23 protein-coding genes and 1 pseudogene are annotated in these 20,788 nt (G+C 37.1%); 14 read left to right on the top strand and 10 right to left on the bottom strand.

What is annotated here, in order from left to right; genetic code table 11:
- Positions 1-13: 13 nt before the first annotated feature.
- Positions 14-226 (bottom strand): hypothetical protein, encoded by a 213-nt coding sequence (locus tag BFU36_RS13160; RefSeq protein ID WP_069284446.1) that lies wholly within the window; start codon positions 224-226, stop codon positions 14-16.
- Positions 226-660, bottom strand: a complete 435-nt coding sequence (locus tag BFU36_RS13165; protein ID WP_143576937.1) for a hypothetical protein — start codon at positions 658-660, stop codon at positions 226-228. The genes BFU36_RS13160 and BFU36_RS13165 overlap by 1 nt, the downstream gene beginning before the upstream one ends.
- Before the next feature lie 1,183 nt (positions 661-1,843).
- On the opposite strand from BFU36_RS13165, the gene BFU36_RS13170 reads away from it, so the two are divergent.
- The 5 genes and pseudogenes from BFU36_RS13170 to BFU36_RS14560 all read left to right on the top strand — a co-directional run.
- Positions 1,844-2,545 (top strand): IS6 family transposase, encoded by a 702-nt coding sequence (locus BFU36_RS13170; protein ID WP_409349244.1) that lies wholly within the window; start codon positions 1,844-1,846, stop codon positions 2,543-2,545.
- Between the two features lie 261 nt (positions 2,546-2,806).
- Complete coding sequence (locus BFU36_RS13180) at positions 2,807-3,361, top strand: hypothetical protein (RefSeq protein WP_069284450.1); 555 nt, start codon at positions 2,807-2,809, stop codon at positions 3,359-3,361.
- A 122-nt stretch (positions 3,362-3,483) separates the two neighbouring features.
- Complete coding sequence (locus tag BFU36_RS13185) at positions 3,484-3,762, top strand: winged helix-turn-helix domain-containing protein (RefSeq protein WP_069281366.1); 279 nt, start codon at positions 3,484-3,486, stop codon at positions 3,760-3,762.
- Positions 3,763-3,852: 90 nt separating this feature from the next.
- On the top strand, positions 3,853-4,140 hold the full coding sequence (locus tag BFU36_RS13190; RefSeq protein WP_069284451.1) for a hypothetical protein: 288 nt from the start codon (positions 3,853-3,855) through the stop codon (positions 4,138-4,140).
- A gap of 253 nt (positions 4,141-4,393) precedes the next feature.
- Positions 4,394-4,579: pseudogene (locus tag BFU36_RS14560) on the top strand (hypothetical protein); the annotation flags it as partial.
- A 62-nt stretch (positions 4,580-4,641) separates the two neighbouring features.
- On the opposite strand, the gene BFU36_RS14360 reads toward BFU36_RS14560, so the two are convergent.
- From BFU36_RS14360 to BFU36_RS13220, 6 genes are all read right to left on the bottom strand, one after another.
- A complete protein-coding gene (locus tag BFU36_RS14360; protein WP_231961170.1) occupies positions 4,642-5,076 on the bottom strand; it encodes a transposase in 435 nt (144 codons plus the stop codon).
- A 492-nt stretch (positions 5,077-5,568) separates the two neighbouring features.
- A complete protein-coding gene (locus BFU36_RS13200) occupies positions 5,569-6,501 on the bottom strand; it encodes an amidohydrolase family protein (protein WP_069284452.1) in 933 nt (310 codons plus the stop codon).
- 10 nt (positions 6,502-6,511) lie between these two features.
- A complete protein-coding gene (locus tag BFU36_RS13205) occupies positions 6,512-6,958 on the bottom strand; it encodes a heme-binding protein (protein WP_069284453.1) in 447 nt (148 codons plus the stop codon).
- Between the two features lie 63 nt (positions 6,959-7,021).
- Positions 7,022-8,236, bottom strand: a complete 1,215-nt coding sequence (locus tag BFU36_RS13210) for an NAD(P)/FAD-dependent oxidoreductase (RefSeq protein ID WP_069284454.1) — start codon at positions 8,234-8,236, stop codon at positions 7,022-7,024.
- Between the two features lie 134 nt (positions 8,237-8,370).
- Positions 8,371-9,159 (bottom strand): acetoacetate decarboxylase family protein, encoded by a 789-nt coding sequence (locus BFU36_RS13215; RefSeq protein WP_069284832.1) that lies wholly within the window; start codon positions 9,157-9,159, stop codon positions 8,371-8,373.
- Between the two features lie 17 nt (positions 9,160-9,176).
- Positions 9,177-10,178, bottom strand: a complete 1,002-nt coding sequence (locus tag BFU36_RS13220; RefSeq protein WP_069284455.1) for a VOC family protein — start codon at positions 10,176-10,178, stop codon at positions 9,177-9,179.
- A gap of 297 nt (positions 10,179-10,475) precedes the next feature.
- On the opposite strand from BFU36_RS13220, the gene BFU36_RS13225 reads away from it, so the two are divergent.
- Positions 10,476-11,279: an acetoacetate decarboxylase family protein gene (locus tag BFU36_RS13225; RefSeq protein WP_069284456.1), complete on the top strand. Its 804-nt coding sequence runs from the start codon at positions 10,476-10,478 to the stop codon at positions 11,277-11,279.
- Positions 11,280-11,286: 7 nt separating this feature from the next.
- Here the strand turns inward: BFU36_RS13225 and BFU36_RS13230 are convergent, their stop codons facing one another.
- Positions 11,287-12,369, bottom strand: a complete 1,083-nt coding sequence (locus BFU36_RS13230; RefSeq protein ID WP_069284457.1) for an alcohol dehydrogenase catalytic domain-containing protein — start codon at positions 12,367-12,369, stop codon at positions 11,287-11,289.
- Between the two features lie 163 nt (positions 12,370-12,532).
- Here BFU36_RS13230 and BFU36_RS13235 point away from each other — a divergent pair, with 163 nt between their 5' ends.
- Both BFU36_RS13235 and BFU36_RS13240 read left to right on the top strand, forming a co-directional pair.
- Positions 12,533-13,984 carry an aldehyde dehydrogenase family protein gene (locus BFU36_RS13235; protein WP_083216424.1) on the top strand — a complete coding sequence of 484 codons (1,452 nt, stop codon included), beginning with the start codon at positions 12,533-12,535 and terminating at the stop codon, positions 13,982-13,984.
- A gap of 212 nt (positions 13,985-14,196) precedes the next feature.
- Positions 14,197-15,666, top strand: a complete 1,470-nt coding sequence (locus tag BFU36_RS13240) for a CoA-acylating methylmalonate-semialdehyde dehydrogenase (RefSeq protein ID WP_069284458.1) — start codon at positions 14,197-14,199, stop codon at positions 15,664-15,666.
- Positions 15,667-15,687: 21 nt separating this feature from the next.
- Here BFU36_RS13240 and BFU36_RS13245 read toward each other — a convergent pair whose 3' ends face one another.
- Positions 15,688-16,494, bottom strand: a complete 807-nt coding sequence (locus BFU36_RS13245; RefSeq protein ID WP_069284459.1) for a toluene hydroxylase — start codon at positions 16,492-16,494, stop codon at positions 15,688-15,690.
- 393 nt (positions 16,495-16,887) lie between these two features.
- Between BFU36_RS13245 and BFU36_RS13250 the strand changes: the two genes are divergently transcribed.
- The 6 genes from BFU36_RS13250 to BFU36_RS13275 are packed head-to-tail and all read left to right on the top strand — an operon-like array spanning position 16,888 to position 20,663.
- Complete coding sequence (locus BFU36_RS13250) at positions 16,888-17,817, top strand: YHS domain-containing protein (protein WP_069284460.1); 930 nt, start codon at positions 16,888-16,890, stop codon at positions 17,815-17,817.
- Positions 17,818-17,822: 5 nt separating this feature from the next.
- A complete protein-coding gene (locus BFU36_RS13255; protein WP_069284461.1) occupies positions 17,823-18,269 on the top strand; it encodes a hypothetical protein in 447 nt (148 codons plus the stop codon).
- A gap of 2 nt (positions 18,270-18,271) precedes the next feature.
- Positions 18,272-18,655: a Rieske 2Fe-2S domain-containing protein gene (locus BFU36_RS13260; protein ID WP_231961172.1), complete on the top strand. Its 384-nt coding sequence runs from the start codon at positions 18,272-18,274 to the stop codon at positions 18,653-18,655.
- A gap of 24 nt (positions 18,656-18,679) precedes the next feature.
- Positions 18,680-19,021, top strand: coding sequence for an MmoB/DmpM family protein (locus tag BFU36_RS13265; RefSeq protein WP_069284835.1), 342 nt, complete (start codon positions 18,680-18,682; stop codon positions 19,019-19,021).
- The gene (locus BFU36_RS13270) at positions 19,022-20,197 is read left to right on the top strand and encodes a toluene monooxygenase (RefSeq protein WP_231961174.1); all 1,176 of its coding nucleotides are present in this window, start codon (positions 19,022-19,024) and stop codon (positions 20,195-20,197) included.
- Entirely contained in the window at positions 20,181-20,663 is a 483-nt protein-coding gene (locus tag BFU36_RS13275) for a metal-sulfur cluster assembly factor (protein ID WP_231961176.1), read from the top strand. The genes BFU36_RS13270 and BFU36_RS13275 overlap by 17 nt, the downstream gene beginning before the upstream one ends.
- Positions 20,664-20,788: the final 125 nt, after the last annotated feature.

Consider the following 20,788-nt stretch of genomic DNA (forward strand, 5'->3'; position numbering starts at 1 on the left):
CTCACCTTAGAATCTAGAGTAGGCTTATGATATAATCCATTCTAGGTCTCTTACTAGGATCTGGATTAGTAGTGAGCAAAATAACCTTTCTAAAATTATCTGGATAAGCGGAAAGAGAGGCTATTAACCCACCACTATAATATCTCATGTACTTCTCCTCAGCTTCCTTCAAGATACTCAAGAACCTACTCCCATTCCTCACATAATCATCTAAAGCATCATCCATCAACTTAACCAACTCTGGGGATTAAAAGACCTCCTAGTCAAAGCCGTGTAAAGAGAAGCCCCAAAAGAGAACACATCCATTGATGGGTCAGCCCTACCAACTATCATAGCCTTAACTTGATCAATAGAACAATACTGCGAAGTATACTGAGTAACCCTCTCCCCAACCCTCCTAGCAGAACCCAAATCCCCCAACTTAACCTCAGCATTACCATTAACCAAACTATTATAAACCTCCTCACCAGTCCCACCCAAAGGCTTACGTGTGTGGACAACAATTTCATCCACCCCCATATTCCAACTTATGCTAATGGATTTCGAGTAAATTGTGTTGTAGAAGAATATTTTTAGCCATCTCGTTATTGTGTTTCTTGTTGAGTTCCATGTGAAGTCCATAATTGCTTTAGGCTTCTGAACACTTACTAAGCTTGCCAAAAGTTTCAACATCATGTTTTAACCAAGAGAATACCTTATAGCCTTATCGTGTAACTTTATCCCTCCAATTCTCAAGCTTAAGCGTGGAAACTACATGAGGAATTAGCCCAGACTCGTAATGCCTAACAACCCACCTCACCATTAACCCTCATCAACGAGCAAACGATCCCATGCTTAATATCAAGCTTAAGCTCATAATTAACATTAGCCAACTTATGAAGAGCAAGGTAGTGTGAGGTAATGAAGTCCTCAACTTGACAAGTAAGATGTTAAGGCTAATACAATCTCGTCCAAGGAATGAAACCTAGGCTTAAAAGGACAATTTGGGAAATCAAACCTGTTCATCTTCTTGCCATAATAAATAACTCGCCCTCACCCCAAAAACACTTTTCCACAATAAAGAAAATTCAATTTATATAAAAAACAGATCGTTGCACACGCATGAATTATATGTGAAAAACTTGTTTAATGATCTCAACTTAAATGAGTTCAATATTGTTTCATATCGAACAAAGAAGTCTTCGATGATATGTTTTAGCTTGTAAGTAATTTTAAGGAGGTGGTCACTTCCTTTTATACTCGAAAACATCGTTCCAACTAAAAAAATAATATGTGTTTTCAAGTATAAAGAGTGAGGTGTCGTTAATGTGAGAATAACGCTATTATTTTGAATTAACCGAATCTAATATTTAAAAGCGATTACTATGATATCTCTTTTTTAAATCAACTCATATATGTAGTATTGTTGTAAATGCAGAAAAAAGTGTGTATGGACAACAATTTGGTTGTTTTGATATGAATTGAATTTTCTTTAAAAGTATTTTGTGTGAGGCAACTCATCTATTGAGGCGAGAAGATGAATGGGCTTAATTTCCTAGTACTTAACTCAACGAGAAACACAATAGCAAGATGGCTTATTCTTCTGCAATATACTCTAAATCCATTGAATAAATAAAATTTTACAGTTAGATGAAGTCCACACACAGAAAGGTAACGCAAAAGGAGATGTTAACTAGGCCACTTATAACCCAACCGACTCTAAGTGACTCGATAAATAATTTGATTAAAAAGGGATATTTATCGCCTACGCAGATTAGAAGGTGTGTGGACAACAATTTGGTTGTTTTGATATAAATTGAATTTTCTTTATTGTGGAAAAGTGTTTTTAGGGTGAGGGCGAGTTATTTATGGGGGTGAGAATATCAATAGGTTTGATTTCCTCGCCCTCACCCAAATTATCTCTACCCTTTTAAAGTATATAAGTGTTAAGCCTAGGTTTCATTCCTTGGATGATATTGCATTAGCCTTAACCTCTTACTTGCTAGGCTTGTCAAGTTGGAGGACTTTATTACCTCACACTACCTTGCTCTACTATTTTCACAAGTTGGCTAATGTTAATTATGAGGTTAAGGTTGATGTTAAGCGTGGGGATTATTTGCTCGTTGATGAGACTAAGGTTTTGAGGGTTAATGGTGAGTATTACTACTTATGGGTTGTTAGGCATTACGAGTCTGGGCTTGTTGTGTTCTTCATGTTGACTAGTCTTAGGAGTGGTTTCCACGTTTATGTGATATTAAATGGTATTAAGCTTGAGAATTGGAGGGATAAGGTTATCTTCCTACACGATAAGGCATCAGTCTACAAGGCATTCTCTTGGTTCAATGCAAAACACGAGGTTGAAACTTTTGGCAAGAGAAGCTTAGTAGAACTAGTTTTTAGGAGCTTAAAACATAGGCTAGCAAGCATGGACTCACACTTCACATGGAACTCAACAAGGAACACAATAACGAGATGGCTAAAAATATTCTTCCTAATCTACAACACAATTTACTCGAAATCTATTAGCATAAGTTGGAATAAAATTGAATTTTATGGGGGTGGATGAAATTGTTGTCCACACACATTAGAAGTGATAAAAGGAAAGTTGAGTTAAGCCTTAAAGGAAAAGGCATTGAAGTAGTCAACAATTTGGAGGAATGTATTGTGAAGTTTCAGGGGGTATTAGACGGGATAAGCAATAAGAATACACTTATTGTAGGGCTTATGGAGATTGTAAAAATACTCTATCTCCACGGGTTTTTAGTTTCTTGTCGTTAGTACACTTACTCCCCCACCTCCGAAAAATCCCGGTAAAGGTTTTAGTTTCTTGTCGTTAGTACCTTTTTCCTTCTCTATTATAACCACTCACGTTGTTGTTGTCGTCGTTCTTCTTCTGCTCTACGTAAGACTTCTTCATCGGATATCATACATTGTTATTTTAAACATAAGTGTTTACGCTAATTTAAAATATCCTTATGGCGAAGAGCCAATTTATGTTAGAGACGGAATTGTAATAGAGAATAGTTCATTTAATATTTCTGTCTTAAACTATAACGATTCAACAGTGTCAGGTTCTTTCTATAGAGAGATTTTAATCAAGGCAACATCTGGGTATAACTATACTTACTTTTATGGAGCGTTTTTCTTAATACTCTTTGGAATATCAGCTTTCTTCATAGTTACTCCAGATGCTATGAAAATAATAAATAGGAATTCAATCAGAGGACCGCCCCCACCGACTAATATGACACAAATAAAGGTTAACTCCTTGGAGGACTTCATGAAAATGATGAGACACTACAACGCTAGAGCCATACGGTTTGATAGTGGATATTACTTTATACATGACAATGTAGTTTATTTGTATTCCTATAATTCATGATTTTTGTAGCAAAAATTAAGAACAATAATTTTTTATCGAGTAAGAATTAATATTTTTCCCTTTGTTTACGTCCTTCTTTGATTAGCCGTAATCTTTAAAAGGTTTGTCTAATATAAATATATATGCTTTTAAAGAAAAAGAGGAATAGCCTAGAGATAACTATTACCATGTTGGAAGCTTGTACAGATGGTATTAATAAGACAAAACTCATGTATAAGGTTAACCTCAGTACCAGACCCTTCAACAAATATTTAAATCAATTGGTAAAAAGCGGGTATATAAAAAGAGAAGGAAATTTGTACAAATTAACTGAAAAAGGTATGAAATATTTACAAAGAGCTAGGGAATACTTAGAGTTAGCTAAGAAATTAGAAGAGTTAAGGAAGGAGATTGATAAGTGATAAGCTAATAGTAAGAGGCTTATTTCTTTGACGGGAGAATTATCACTTATATTACAATTTCTTTTAAGTTTGATTCTGGCTATTTTATTGATGTCAATAATGAAAGAATATATGAAGATTTTAGAGGATAAGGAGAGAGAGATGAGTATGAAAAGAACTTTAGATTTTCTCATAGCTCTTACTTCAGTTTTAGGTGATAGTAATACTAGTAATCTCTTAGAGGAGATTTTAGTTTACATTACTACAATGAAGGGGGGAGATGTAAAAGCAATTTATGAGACTACCATTAAGAAGTTAAAACCAATCGAGAATGAGTTGAATTATGTTCTTGAAAAATCAAGAAAGATAGAAGAGGTACAGAAAATTTCAAAAAAATAAAATTATATGGTAATGTGGACAACAATTTCATCCACCCCCATATTCTAACTTATGTCGATAGATTTCGAGCAAATCGTATTGAAGAATATTTTTAGCCATCTTGCTATTGTGTTTCTCGTTGAGTTAGGTGAGTATTAGGAAATCAAACCCATTCATCTTCTCGCCTCAATAGATGAGTTGCCTCATACAAAATACTTTTCCATAATAAACAAAATTCAATTTATTTCAAAACACCAAATTGTTGTCCACACACAGAAGCTTAGTAGAACTAGTTTTTAGGAGCTTAAAACATAGGCTAGCAAGCATGGACTTTACATGGAACACAACAAGAAACACGATAACGAGATGGCTAAAAATATTCTTCCTAATCTACAACACAATTTACTCGAAATCTATTAGCATAAGTTGGAATAAAATTGAATTTTATGGGGATGGGTGAAATTGTTGTCCATACATCTTTTCTATGACATAGTTAATCGATATAGATTGGCTTAGGCTTGTCTAAAAATTAATCTTCTCTGCCTCAGCCTTTAGTCTATCTAACTCTGCAACCTTCTTCCGAAAATAGAAGTAATCACTCTTAACTGTTGAACCACGGTAAAAGAGAACAGTACCATAATCTACTGTAACAGTTGCTAACATGTTAATGCCCAAGTCAATAGATGCTATCTTATTACCTTTAGGTGTAGCTATCTGTGTCTTATCCCTCTCACCGTGAATTATGAGGGATTCCTTCATTGGTCTTTTGCTCTTCTTTGCAGTAACCCTACCTACGTCAACAGGGATATAAGCATAGAACTTGTTGCCATCAATGTGTACCTCTAGCCTGCCTTGTGTACCGTACCACCTTAGCCTTCCTGCAAGGGGTATCTCCATCTTCCAGTCCTTAAGGATTAGCAAGTGTTTCTCTTCGTCAACCTCATAACGGTCTTGCATAACTACTAGGATTAACTTCCTTTTCTTGTTATCTTTCCAATACCCCGGTGGTAAATATGACGAACGAATGGTGGCAGGCTGTCTTTATTCTTTAGCGACAAGAAGAATGAAGACCATGCTTCGTTGTTCTTTTGTAATACAGCTTGTACATCAGTTTTAAGAATATCCTTGTACTTCTCGTAGAATTTATTCCAAGTAGCTTTGAAGTTTACTTTTTTTCTGTTGGAAGAACTGTTGCCTTCTCTCATAGTTGACTTCATTCCACAACTTCGCTGAAACGTCTGCTAACTTCCTCAGTTTCTTTTGCTGTGCCCCACTAGGGAACAGTCTGACAGCTACGGTGCGAATGCTCTGGTATTGCGGGAGTAATGATCGGGCTCCTCATCTTCTTGAAGTTGACCAGAAGGGAGTGCCATAAGAAAAGGTGAGGAAAAGGAGTTTAAAAACCTTTACCCCGCCTTAAAAGGCGAGGTTTTCTTTTATAAGCTAAACCTATGCTAAACTAAATAGTTTTTTAGCATTCTCATAAAGTATTTTATCCCTTTCTTCCTTAGTTAAGCTTCCTACTATCTTAATGAATAACTCAGGTTTAGAAATCGGGAATGGATGATCTGTTCCAAAGACTACCTTCTCAGTTCCTACCCTTTCGACCAATAATTCGAACTCTCTATTGTCGTACATTACTGTATCATAATAAACACTCTTTAAAAGGTATTCACTAGGTTTAAATTTACTCCTTTTGCTCTCATATAACATGTCAATTCTACCTAGTTGGTATGGAATGAATCCTCCTCCATGTGGTATAATTATTTTTAAGTTATATTCTTCTAAACTCCCACTTATAGCTAGCTCACTCATCACAAACGTTGTCTCAAATGGATAGCTCACTATAGTACTAAGGGCCCCTTCATTAATTCCTAAATTCAAAGTTCCAGGATGTATAAAAATTGGTTTATTCAATGAACTAATTTTGCTTAGTAATGGCTTGAATTCGTCATTCGCAATACTCTTGTTTCCAACACCTGTCCCCAGAATAAATCCGTCTAAATTCAACTCTTTTATAGCTCTCTCCGCTTCCCCTATTGCCTCATCTACATCATTCAAAGGTAAGGTAGCTAGACCCCTCAATTCTTTATCATTGACTATTTTAACTAACTCATCATTACACGACTTAGTCAACTTCACTTCCTCATCCTTAGGTAGAAAATATGTCCAAGGAGGTGGAATTGAAAGGAAGATAGTGACGTCTTCACCTTTAACCTTATTCTTAAAATCCCTTATCTTATCTTCTAAATTCAGTAATAGGTCATTAACCACGTAAACTCTGTTATTTACTATTATACCATTAGGTGTTAAGACGTTCTTCTTCGAAAGGTAATCCATATAAACCTTGGGATAAATATGGGAATGAACGTCGATTATCATAAAAATCACATTAAAAGTCTAACTTCACGTTAAGCTTAGTATTCTCCTTAAAGTACTTTAACGCATAAAGTGCTATTTGCTCATCTTGTTCCCCAGTTCCTCCACTGACACCTATCCCTCCCACAACCTTACCATCAACTATTATTGGAAACCCACCTGGTAGTATAGTGAACTTTCCTAAGTTACTAAATTGTAGACCATAATTTACTTTCCCCGGATGAGCAGTTTCTCCGATTTGCCTAGTGGGCATTCCAACTGCCACTGCGGTAAATGCCTTTGATTGAGAAATCTCTATACTAATTAAAAACGCTCCTTCCATTCTATGAAATAGTATTGGTAGACCACTATCATCAGAAATAGCAATGCAAACCTTTATTCCCAACCTCTTAGCTTCAGCCTCAGCCCCTTCAGCCAAGATTTTAGCCTCGCTTAAGGATAACTTATTCGAGGTTATCATTGCGTGTTACATTAACGATGTCTAGGTTATTAAATCTTTTTGATAAACCGACTTCACAAAAAATTAAGAGATTTCCTCTAACTTTCCACTTCTCAATTTCTCCACATCATCAACTTTCTTCCTAATTAACCTCTTTATTACACTCTCCCTCAAGCTCGCATTCACTAACATAATGCCATTTATTACATTCCCCTTTAAGTAGAACCTTATCATTCCCCCTTTACCATCTGGACCTCTCTGAACTATATTGTCATATCTGTTTAAAACACCGTAGACCTTAAAGTTAAGCTTAGCATCAAACATCCTAGAGAAGAAGTAAGGTATCTCGTCGAATTTCTTCATCTCCCCTACCATATTATAACCAGCGATTTTGCCTTGTTTAACAGCAACGTCGTAGTGCTCAATCCTCATGTATTCATTATAGATAGGGCTGAGAAATCTTGCGACATCACCAGCAGAGAAAACTCCCTTCACGTCACTCTCCAAGTACTCATTCACGATTACCCCATTATCCACCTTTAAACCAGCATCCTTAGCTAAGGAATCGTTAGGAGATATTCCAACAGCCACAATGACGAGATCTCCCTTAATGATCTCCCCCTTATCAGTTTCTACACCAATAACCTTATTATTCTCGCCAATAAATTTACTTATCCTAGTATTTAATTTTAAATTCACACCCTTATCTAAGAAGTACTTAGTTATCCACGTAGCCATTTCCTTATCTAAAACCGCACCTAAAAGACTATCTAACATCTCGACTATAGTAACTTTTAACCCCTTTACGTTTAGAGCAGAGGCTAGCTCACAACCTATAAAACCCCCTCCTACAATAATAACGTTACCAACTGAAGATAACTTGGACTTTATCCTCTCAGCGTCGTCTAAAGTCCTGAAGTAATAGATACCGTCAAGATTACTACCCTCAATCCTAAGTCTCCTAGGACTTCCTCCAGTTGAAATCAGTATCTTCTTAAAACTGACCTTCTCGTTATTATCTAATTTAGCAACCCTATTGGATAGGTCTATTTGTATTACCCTTCTCCCCAACTCTACATTCACGGCATTGCTTTCCAGCTCTTCCCTAGTAGTGATGTATAACTGTTCCTTAGCTATCTTATCTAGTAAAAATTCTTTAGATAGGGGAACCCTGTCATATGGTAATTCCTTCTCCTCACTTATCAATAATATTTTTCCATTTTTGTCCTTTTCCCTTATCGAGAGGGAGGCGTATCCCCCAGCCAATCCTCCGCCTACTATTAAGTAATCTGTCTCCATTTCACTATTACTTGTTTTTATAGTTAAAAAGTCTTACTGTGAATATAGATTAATATTAGCCTTTTTACTTATAATCTAAGGATAAAATTTTAGTAATAAAAGGAAGAAAGTACTAGAAAAATATTCCCTAACGTTTACTTAACCTTATATAACAACTTCGCCCCTTTTTGCCTCAAGAACCAGTTGTAGTAATATCCCCCTAATACTTTTTCTACCTTAAACTTCTCTACCTCATCATTTATTCCTCCATTCAATTCCAGTTTAACCACATCACCTTTCCACCCTTCCTTTACCTCAGCTTCTGCAACTACTTGAACTAACTCAAAAACATCAGTACCCTCGATAATTGAAGGAAATCTCCTAAACTGGACTATTGGACCGAAGGGAAAGGGTATCTTATTAACCTTATCCTTCAACTCAATAACCATCTTCATCAATTTCTCTCCACCCCTAACTGAGTATCCACCTATTCTCACTCCTTCCTTTGGCTCGGAATATCCTTTCAACATTGGATTGAACCTACTCATCTCCACTTTTGCAAACTTCTTTGGGTAACCTAATATTATACCTCTATATAATGCGAAGTCCTTATCAACCCACATGAATGGGAAAAACGTGTAGTAATTGTCATTGAACTTGACCTTTACCGCTATAGCCCACTCCATGTATTGGGTTAACTCCGGTTCTTCGTAAAGCATATCTAAGTTTCTCTCACTAGTAGATATTATGCTAGCGATGTAAATCCACCCCTCCCCATCTTCAACGTCTAATGGTTTTGGTATGAAATCCAGAATTGAATTAACGTTAAAATATACGTGAGCCGATATGTTTTCAATTCCATAAATCCAAGGTGGTGGTGGTACTAAGGAAGACTTCCCAGAAGTTGAAAGTGGAGCGGTAAAAAAATACTCTTCTTTCTCCATTTCATTTCCCCTAAATTTCACTTCCCAAGTTTTTGTCTGATTAATTCCCTTAACTCTGGGTCTACCCTGTCTTTAGGTACTGGACTACCATCCCAGAAAGCCTCCTTAACGTGACCCCAGTAATATAACCATCTGTACTCATCCTCTTTAGTGTCCCACACCACTGGCTCCCAGTCTGGCACAACGTTTATATACCCTCCATGTAGGAGTTCTATTACGTTACCTCCTGGCTCTTTTACGTATAATGAATGGCTATCAGTTATACCATGTCTTAATGGTCCACCAACTATTTCTACACCATAATCACTATAGAAGTCTGCAGCTCTCAATATATCATCAGCGTAATCTACGTTGAAAGTTAGGTGATTTAATCTTCCCGGAACACCAGAAGGATCTAGACTAATAGCCATATCGTGTGCGGTACCATTAAAGGCTCCCCAGTAGGCTATCCTTTGATCTCCCTCCTTCAATATTTCAGTTACATGCCAAGTTAATGACTTAAACAAGTCAACAGTACTCTTCAACGCGTTTGGATCAAAGGCGAATATGAATACGTGAGCTAAATCCCTAGCCTGAACACCTTGTAACGGTTTCTTCATTGGTCTAGCCTTAAATCCTGACCTTAAGTTACCACTAGCCCTCCATAATTTCATCTCCCAGACTAACTTACCTACTTGTCCAGAGGGCAACATGAACTTATAACCTTTACCTACACCCATATCCGGTTCTCCGTTATCCCATCCTAACCCTAATCCCTTAGACTCTATCATCTTTATTGCTGTATGTAAGTCCTCCTCACTATAAGCCCTCCAAGTTATCTCTTTTACCCCACTAGTACTGGCTTCGGTAACTTTAAGACTGTAAGTATACCAGTCCTCCCATCCCCTTAAATATACTGATCTATCTTTTCTTCCCACCTCATATAATCCTAACACATCCTTGAAAAACCATAAGGTATCATCTATCTTTGGAGTTAATATTTCTACGCTAACTAATTGACTGATTAATTTATTTACCATACTTCGTACACACCCTTATGTATTTAATCATTTGAGTGATTTATAAACTTTTCTTTGAGTGATATAATGTATAAGTAAAATGTTTTGAAATCAAATTTTTCTATAAAAGCATGAAAAAGAACTAGAAAAGTTATAATTTTATAACTGAGGTTTAAACTTACACTAGAAAACTTATATTTAATTGAGGATCTCGATGCGATTTAACTTCTAATTTTATTATTATGAAAATCAAATCATGTAAATTTAAATGAAAAAACTTATATACAGTCAATCGCTTATGCTATACAGTGGTTTAATATGTCGTACAGCCTTCCTATAACAAGAACAGGGAAGTCAAGCATAGTACCACCCCCACCTTGGCATTATGGAGTAACGTATATAGGTGCTCACGTTAAGTTTGAAAGGGAGAGTGCAAATGAAGTATTACCAGACTTCTTAACGACAGATGGTGAGGGATGGATTTACATAGCTGAATTTATATCTACTTCAGAATCAACGTGGGATTGGGTATACCAAGATCCAGATTTAACACAGTACATGGAGGGGGCAATAGGGTTAAAAGTCTATTATAAAGGAAACCATTACCTATACTTCCCATTCATGTGGGTTGATAAGGATTGGGCTTTAGTTAGAGGCTGGTTAGATGGATATCCAAAGAAAATAGCTAAGATAGCTATGACCAAGCTTCATCCCTTATTGCCTAAATATAATAAGCCAGGGAAAGGGTTGAAATTAGGAGGCTACACGATCAGGGGAGGAAACTTAATGTTTAGATTACAAGTGGAATTAGAAGAGAAGTCCGACTCAGTTCCTACCAAGGATTTCGGTCCATTCCTTAACATCAGATACTTCCCTTCTAGGGGTGATGGCGAGCTAGACTTATTAGAAATCGTAAGTAGAGTTAGAGATGAAAACGTTTTAGGTGAGGTCTGGAAGGGAAAGGCTAACATTGAATTAGGAGGCTATGTTAACGATGAAGTAGATGTCTTAAAGTTAGAGGAAGTTAAAGGAGGATACTATTTCACTGCATATTTCAAAGTCACTTCTACTAAATTAATAGAGAGATTAGAAAAAATAAAAGTAACACAAAAAATAATCTAGCTTTTTTCTATTTGAACTTATTGATAATTATCCTTCCAATGTTCTTGAATTCACTCATCTCTTTATATGCGTCATTAACATCCCACAAACTTATATACTTATATATTACACCATCCAGGTTAATCTTCCCCTCTCCCATTAATTTAAATATTCCATCATACTTTTGTGCGGGGAGCATTAAAACTCCTTGAATTCTAATTTCCCTAGCAACGACTAGATCAGCAGGCAAAGGTAAGATCTCTTTTCCCTTCATCATCAACCCAGCCATTAATAGAGTACCTTGAGGCCTTATAACTGGTAATAGAGGAGAAATCGCATCTGGATTGCCAGTAGTGTCAAATATTGCATCCACTAGACCAAAACTCTTAGTAATATCCTCAACTATCTTATTTAACTCATTCTTATCCTTGTAAGAATAAGTTGAAATTGCGCCTATTTTCTTTGCCCTCTCAACAGCACCTTCATTAATATCTATTCCAATCACCTTAATGCCCATGGCTGAAGCTATAGCAACTGCACTTAGTCCCATCCCCCCAGTTCCCAGAACTATTAACGTATCTCCAGGCTTTAAGCTAGACTTCATAGTTAGCGCGTTCCACGCAGTTCCAAATCCACAACCAGTGATTGCAGCCCACTCAGGTTTAATGTTATCTGGAACTTTAACCAAGTCTACGACTGTCCTCTCTGGGATTAACATGTATTCCGCATAACATCCATCTATTCCATAACCTGCTATGACTAGATGCTCACAGATGTTAGAGTTCCCCTCCATACAATACCTACAAGTCCTGTAATCCCCAGTAGACGACGCAGGCAAGACTACGTAATCCCCTTTCTTCACTTTCGTAACTCTATCCCCCATTTCAACTACTCTCCCAGCAACCTCATGCCCTTGTATTATAGGCAATTTTCCTCCACTCCATTCCATATAAGCTACTAAAGATGGATCCCCTCTCCATAAGTGCCAATCTGATCTGCATATTCCACAAGCTTTAACTTCTATTAAGACATCTCCTTGACCGACCTTCGGGATAGGTATATCTTCGACTTTTAATGGTTGCATAAAATTATATAGTCTAGCTGCATACATGTTGATAATATGTAATTAATCTCACATATTTAAACTTTTCTTAAAAAGATGATATATTAAATTATAACGAGAACTACAGAGCTTAAAATCTAACTAAATTTTTCTCCATTTTTGATGAAACTTTTTAACCATTTCCTCAAACTAATAGATTGGGAAATATTTCATGACGGAAATGGGGGTTTATATAGGAGAATATGTAGTCCCAAGAGAAAGAGAGTATTATGAAGTAAAAAATCCTGCAGACTTAAGACGGGTGATTTCGAAATTCCCTAAGCTTAAGAGAAACGATGTGGTCAACGCTATTAGGTCAGCTAAGGAAGCTTTCGAGAAGTGGAGAGAATATACTGCATATGATAGGGCTAAAATTCTATTTAGATTTGCTGATATCTTAGAACAAAGAATTGAAAGCATCTCCAAAATCTTAACCTTAGAGGAGGGAAAGACGTTACCAGAAAGTAGATATGAAGTTGAGAGGATTGCGGTATTGGCAAGGTTTTATGGTGGTCTTATCCTGAACTCCTTGGGTAAAACAATACCATCAAGTATGAAGAATAGTTTTCACATAACAATGAGAGAACCTCTAGGAGTAGTAGGAATTATCACTCCATGGAACTTTCCATTCTTAATCCCTGGATGGAAGATAGTTCCCGCAATAGCCACTGGGAACACAGTAGTCTTTAAACCAGCTACAAATACTCCAACGGTAGCTTATGAATTAGTTAAAGCCTTTTATGATGCTGGTCTGCCAAAAGGAGTTTTAAATTTCGTGACAGGTTCAGGCGGAGAGGTTGGAGATGAGATAGTAGTAAATAAGGACATTTCAGCTATCTCATTTACGGGTTCATTACAAGTTGGAAAGGAGATTAATGGAAGAATAGGCAATAGATTCGTTAGAGTCCAATTAGAATTAGGTGGAAAGAACGCAACAGTGTTAACTAAAAATGGTGATTTTAACCTAGCCATAGAGCACGTGACGAGATCTGTCATAAGAAATGCTGGTCAAGTTTGCCTAGCCACATCTAGATTTTTAGTTCCCAAAGAATTACACGACAAGGCAATAAATGCTTTAGTAGAAAAATTTAAGAGCACCATCATAGGTAATGGTTTAAGGCAAGGCGTTCAAATGGGTCCTTTATCGAGTAGGGAGCAGTTTGAGAAGGTTTTGAATTATATTGAGGTTGGTAAGAGTGAGGGTGCTAAATTAGTCTATGGTGGTGAGCCTATTAGGGGTAGTGAGGAGTTTGATTTTGGTTATTTCGTTAAGCCTACAATATTCGATAATGTTAGTAAGGACATGAGGATCGCTAAGGAGGAAATATTTGGTCCAGTCTTAGCGGTAATGGTTTATGATAGTTTAGACGAGGCTATTGACATTGTCAACTCCACAGAATATGGGTTAGTATCTGAAATCGTGAGTAACGACATAGGGGAGATAATGAGATTCGCTAACAAGGTGGAGACAGGTGTGGTTAAGGTGAATAGACCGACTAGCGAATTAGACCAATGGGTTCCATATGGTGGATTCAAGGGTTCTGGTAATGATATTTATAAGGAGTTAGGAGAAGAGGCAATAAACTTCTACACTAGAATGAAGGCAATATACGTCAATTATTGAGGTATTTCCTCAAACCCTTTTTATGGTGAACCTTAATATTAGAGAAAGTTTTAAAATATAAACTGTTATGACCTTTCCTCTGAAAGTGTTTTGATGTATTAACTTTTATTCGTGGTATAAAAATATTTTTCATTACTTTCTTTATTTAGGTAAGCCTCTATTATTGCATACTAGATAAGTTTATAACTTTGTCTTACCATTTAAATTTTAACATGTCTATTCAAGACATAAGGTTAAGGAATTACATAAATGGGAAGTTTCAAGAGAGTAGGGGAAGTCAGTATAAGAGCGTAATAAACCCTGCTACGCTGGAAAAAATATCCGAGGTACCATTCTCCACTAGGGAGGACACAAAGGAAGCAATAGAATCAGCATATGAAGCATTCAAAACTTGGAGTGAAACACCAATAACTGAAAGATTAAAATACCTCTTCAGAATGAGAGAAGCCATATTATCCCATGAGAACGAGATAGCTAGATTAATAACCCAAGAACACGGGAAGACATTAAGTGAAGCTAAGGGAGAGTTGAGAAGAGCATTAGATAACATTGAAGCGTCAATAGGGGGAGTATATAAGATAATGGGAAAGAACAATTTAGACATAGCAAAGGACATTGATGAGGAGTTAATAAATGAGCCTCTAGGAGTATTCGCCTCAATAATACCATTCAACTTCCCAGTAATGATACCATTCTGGTTCCTACCATACGCCATAATAACTGGTAATACAATAATAATAAAACCATCCCCTAGGACACCAAACTCCTTCACCCAAGTAATGAAAATAATCCACGAAGAAGTAAAAATACCAGCAGGAGTAATTAACCTAATCCACGGAGATAAGGAAGTTGTTGATACACTATTAGAAGATAATAGAGTAAAGGGAATAACATTTGTAGGAACAACACAAATAGCAAAATACGTTTATGAAAAGGGAGCCTCTTATGGAAAAAGAGTTATAGCCCAAGCTTCAGCGAAAAACTTCGTAGTAATAATGCCAGATGCGGACTTAAGTAAGGCAATACCAAACACTGTAGAGGCATTTTATGGAAACGCAGGACAAAGATGCTTAGCAGCAGCTAACCTAGTAGTATTTAAGGAAAACCATGAAAGAGTGTTAAAAGCTTTCATAAACGAGGCTAAAAACTACACTTTAGGATATGGATTAGATGAGGGAGTAAACATGGGACCTATGAATAGTAAAGACGGCAAGGATAGGGCATTAAACTACATAGAGAAGGGGATATCTGAAGGAGGAAAACTGGTATTAGATGGGAGACAATTTAGAATAAAAGGAAATTACCCAGAGACAAACTTCCTAGCCCCATCAGTGTTTGATGACGTACAACCATCAATGACGATAGCCCAAGAAGAAATATTCGGACCAGTAGCCAGTGTAATAGAGACTAACAACATAGATGAGGCAATAGAAATTATAAACAAAAGCAAATACGGCAACGCAGCGTCAATATTTACTAGTAATGGTAAACATGCGAGGCAGTTCAAGAAATACGTAAAGGCGGGGAACATAGGAGTGAACATAGGAATAGCACAACCAATAGCCTGGTACCCATTCGCGGGGATGAAGGATTCCCACTTCGGCGACCTACACGGACAAGGAGGAGACGATTACATACACTTCTTCACAGACAGAAAAGTAATAATATCAAGATGGTGGTAAAAAGAAAAAATTTTAAAAAAATTATATCTTTTTCTCTAATTCTTTAGAAATCTTCTCCAAATCTACCATAGTCTTTAACACTGGATGACCTATCTGTGAATGCCTAGCCTCATCAGTCTGTATACTCGAAGTTGCAGTAGAGAACACTATATCACCTGCCCCCTGAGCCATCGCTGCATATGCGACAAACTGCAAGTTAGTGAAAGCTGTCTCAAAGGCGAATGGGACTAAAAGGTCAAATTCTATCGCATTAGCCCCAGTTATACCATCGTCAAAGAAGCTCCTAGCAGCTATTGGAAGCCATCCATCTATCCAGAACATCTTATGGGCATGAGCAAACTTAGGACTAATACCTATGTTATCGTGAGATAGTAAGCCTTGAAGTTGAGCATGCCTAACTTCATCCATAGCACCAAAAACTGATAGGTTCCTCCACTCTCCTGCTTTTCCAAATCTAGCAGCCCTTATTTCAGCTACAGCCGCAGTATATTCTGGTATAGGGATTGCAGTTATGTGGAAGCAGAAAGCCCCCTCATGATAAGTTCTGTCCAATTTTTTAGCTAACTCTGCTCTCATTCCAGCGTCCCTAACTGAAAGCACTTTAGTGTCTTTCTCCCTTTGGTTCTTAACGTATTCTCTATAAGTTACCTTATATGGGGCATCAAACGTTTCAGCCCACACGTCTATCGGCAAGTATGGCAAACCATGCATGTCTACTGGGAATAATTCCTCCTCAGAAACATATTTTGGGGTCCACTCTAATCTATTCGCTAGATCGTAATAGTCGTCCCTAGTTGGTAATCTTGGTTCTTGTGGAGTTGGCTTCATGTTTAGACCACTCTTAAGAATTTATAAAGTTGATGCTTATTTAAACTTTTTGTTTACAAGCAATGAAAGTTTAGCTTCATTATTTGTAATTAATGCTGAAGAAAACTAGAGAAAAGATTTAGCTAAATGAGGTTAGTTTGTTCACAGATATTTCAAAGGCCTCATCTAAGATATTATTTTGATAATCTAAATGAAATTTTACATAGAGTACTTCTTTCACGACAGTCCGTAATTATTATAAGAACAGCTACTCCGTTAGATATGATACCAATATAGTTAATTATGAACATTATTACTAAAATTTTAAATAGAAAGGTTTTGATCTAGTCATTATAAAGTAATCTTTGATAATTGTACTTATTAGGTAAACTCTAAATAAGAAAATGAGGTATTATGTCTTCTGAAGGTAGTTTAGGCTCTACTAGAAGCGAGGTTAAACAGACGCTAAAAAGTACTGCAGAAGCGTTGCAAGCTAGGTTTAAGAATACAATAGAATTCGCTAAGAAAATTAGGGAAAGGGGTAAGGAATATAGAGAAGCAGCTGAGTATCTAATATTGAAGGGCTTCTGGCTTGACACTAGGCTAATAGCACCTTTAACTGGAGTCTCAATGGACTACTTAACGCCTTTAGACGCTAGGATAATGTCCTATAAGGAGTTCATGCAGGAGTGGGTGGGAGCTCAATTCATGAGAATACTACAAGATCTAGGTATTGGAAGACCATGGTATTGGGATTGGTGGGAATTGGAATTAGACCATTGGCACCATGACTTCATAATAGGCTTATACACGTGGAGAAGAACATTAAACATAGGATTTAGGGGACCAACTCCCGATGAGAGAAAATGGTTAAATCAGAAGTATCCACACTGGGAGAAGTTTTTTGGGAGAGTTTGGGATTTATACATTTATAAGATATTAAATGGGGAATCCCCACTTCCAGTAACGGCAGTACACTTATGCAATATATGTCAAGTTCCGATACAGGCCCCAACTAATAGTAAATATTTGAGAATATATGTTAGTGAATATAAAGGAAAGATCTATACGTTTGACTCGCCCATTTGTAAGTGGATATTTGAACAAGAACCAGAGAGATATGCGAATCGTAGGACTTACACTCAGAGGGTTTTAGAAGGAATGATTCAGTTCACACCAGAAGCTTATAAAGATCCTAAGAGACTCTTACAAGAGGTCATATGGAACATGGGTTACACCGAATACGGTGAAGCCGGCTTAGACCCAACTGATAACGCTTACGCCTTATTGTATAAGGAGAAAGACCCCGATTTCAATAATAGAATTAAAAAGTATTTGGAGTGATCGACATGAGCGAGGAAATAATACCAGTTATATACGTCCATGAAGAAGGTACTGTATGGTTGCCAGGTTTCGTTTTTGCTAACCAAACTATTAAGGAGGCTACAGAAGCACTTTACTCCACTGTAGCTAACATCCTAGTTTGGAAAAAAGATAAGGAGTTGAGAATGGTAAGGTTCAGAGGGGATACCACTAAGGCTGGAGAAGTCTTAGACCCCAATGCTAAGGTTAAGGATGTCATAAAGCCCTTTGATATCCTAGTCCTAGTGTATTGGCCAGCTAAAGAGGAGTGGTGGAAGCCAGAGAACCAGAATGATGACATTTATAGGATAATAAGGGAAGTTGAGGAAAAGGCTAAGGACGCTCCTAGATCACCCACGGTATTGTTTAAGGACGATTTCGAGAGACTAAGCATTATAAAGAGGTTAGAAAGAGAGGGTAAATTGAGGGAGTAAAAATGATGGTGAGTAAGATGGATTATCCGGGCGACTTCGTTGAGACTATAACGACAGATGACATTTATGAGGGAGAGGCTAAGTTAATAAACGTAAAGGGTTATGAGATCTTAATTGTTAATGTCAATGGAGAGTTCAAGGCTTATTACGCTAGGTGTGCACATGCCTTAGGTCTATTAGAACCTTCAAGTTTTGATGGAGAAAAAATAACTTGCCCAGTCCACCTTTGGGAATACGATCCGAGTACGGGAGAGAGCATAAATCCAGAGGGGAGTAGTCTATTTCAATTGGAAGTGAAAGTCGATGATAACAAGGTTTACGTTAAAGTTCCCTCAGTATCCACATATGAATTTAAAGTTAAATACTTCCGAATGTATAATAAATAAGAGGTGTAATGTGTTTTGGAAGAAGTGACAATAGACCTAGATTACATATTAAGTAAGTATAAGATAGAGTTAAACGAATTACCAAAGGATTTGGTAGGACCAGTATTAATGAAAGACGACTTCTCCTACCTAATCATCGAGGCTATAGCAATTGATAACCCAAATAACTTCAAAGGAGTGATGGATAGGGGTTCGTATATCAGAGTGGTTGGAGATAAGGAATTAACATTAAATAAGAGTACTTTAGAGAAGCTAGCCGGTAGGGAAGTCAGATTTCCGGGTGAAGTTGAAGTCAGACTATCAGCCTTTGCTGGAAGGATAATTACAACTGGGAGTTACATAAAGTGGTATTTGGAGGGGGTGTGAATGAGTACAAATGAGGAAGAAATAAAGAGAATGATAAAAGAAGTAGAGAACTTACCTTGGGCTAAGAGATATAAAGAACTGTTTGGCGATATCTTCAAGAACGGTCAAACTAGCGTATTTTATAGGGATAAAGAGTATACAAGTTACAAGAAGGTATACAGTACTTGGCCAATGCTAGAGAAGAAATTAGGTAAGAAAAAACCCAGTGAATATCAAATAGTCTCCTACGCCTTAAGCTATTGGACAGACCCACTATCACCAAACTTCGTGTACAATAAAGGACCTTTCGAATTAGGCACTGACCACGTAACACAGAAGTGGTATAAACACTTCCTCTTCAACTCACCTTTTGTTAAGCCACTATTTGAGAGAAGACAATGGCATGATTATGAAGATCCATACAAGCTAGTTTACTGGACATACAATGCAATGGCAGATGATAACGAAACTTTCTTGGACAAACTCTACGAGGAAATTGTTAGGAGTAAATACGACTGGAATTTAAGCGAAGACGTGCTAAACGTTTACAAAGACGTTTATGATCCTCTAAGATACATATGGCACGTCTTCCAGATGGAATCAGGTTACTTAGCTACTATGGCTCCTACTAGTTCAATAGTGAACACGTTCATCTTCATGTCCATGGACCACATGAGAAGAGTTCAAAGAGTTGCCCAAAGGATCAAAATGCTCGACATAGTCTATCCAAACTATGGTTTTGGAAAGGAGACAAGGAAAACCTGGGAGGAAAGCGAGATATTCCAGCCTGCTAGAGAGGTATTAGAAAAAATGCTAGTAGCATATGATTGGGGAGAGGCATTAGCTTCCTTTGGACTAAACGTAAAGTTCACCTTAGAGGAGTTACTATTAGTCCACTTGCCAAATCAGTTAGCTAAGATGGGAGATGATATGCAATTACACATTTCTAGGTCATTCTACAACGATGCTATAAGGCATAGGAATCAAATAGCAGAAATATATAAATATGCCTTCCAGAGAGAGCCCTCACTTAAAAACGTAGTAAAAGAGTGGGTAAACAAGTGGTACCCAGAGAGTTATAAAGCCCTAGAAGGGTTTAAGCAAATCTTTGGAGAACAATACGACAAGGTGGTTAACGAGATAAGGAAAGAGCACAACAAGTATCTTGAGGGAATAGGAGTTGAATATCAAGGATAAGATAGTGGAAATACTGAGACAGATTTATGACCCGGAAATTCCCATAAATATATATGACCTAGGGTTAGTCAAGAGAATAGACGTAGACGACAGTAGGATAACTATTGATATGATACTTACGGCAGGTAATCAATGCACCATAGCTGATCTGATTACAGTCAACGTAAAGTACAAGGTAAAGAGGGAATTCCCAGAATACGACGTAATAGTAAACGTAGATAAGTTTGCTAAGTGGTCCTTCTCAATGATGACCTATGAAGGTAGACTCATGTTAGAGGAAATCTATGGAAAAGAGGTTGTGGAGAAATTACTAGACGGGAGTGTTGAAAACGTGGTGAAGTCTTTAAGAATTCAACAAAATGAAAGATTTGACCCCAAGGAATACATGAGGATGAAGCTAGAGGAGAGGTATAAAGCATTTAGGGAATGGTTAGATAGGAACAGAGTAGATCTAATTAACGCTTAGTAAACTCCTCATTACCTTTAAAGGCTAGTTTTAACCCTCTTTTTATTAAATCTTTCCATACGTAGTAAAAACTTCTGTTTAAGTTTGTTTACCTTTAGATATTAGTACTTATACCTTATGTTTCT

The sequence above is a fragment of the Sulfolobus sp. A20 genome (genome assembly GCF_001719125.1).
Classification (GTDB): domain Archaea; phylum Thermoproteota; class Thermoprotei_A; order Sulfolobales; family Sulfolobaceae; genus Saccharolobus.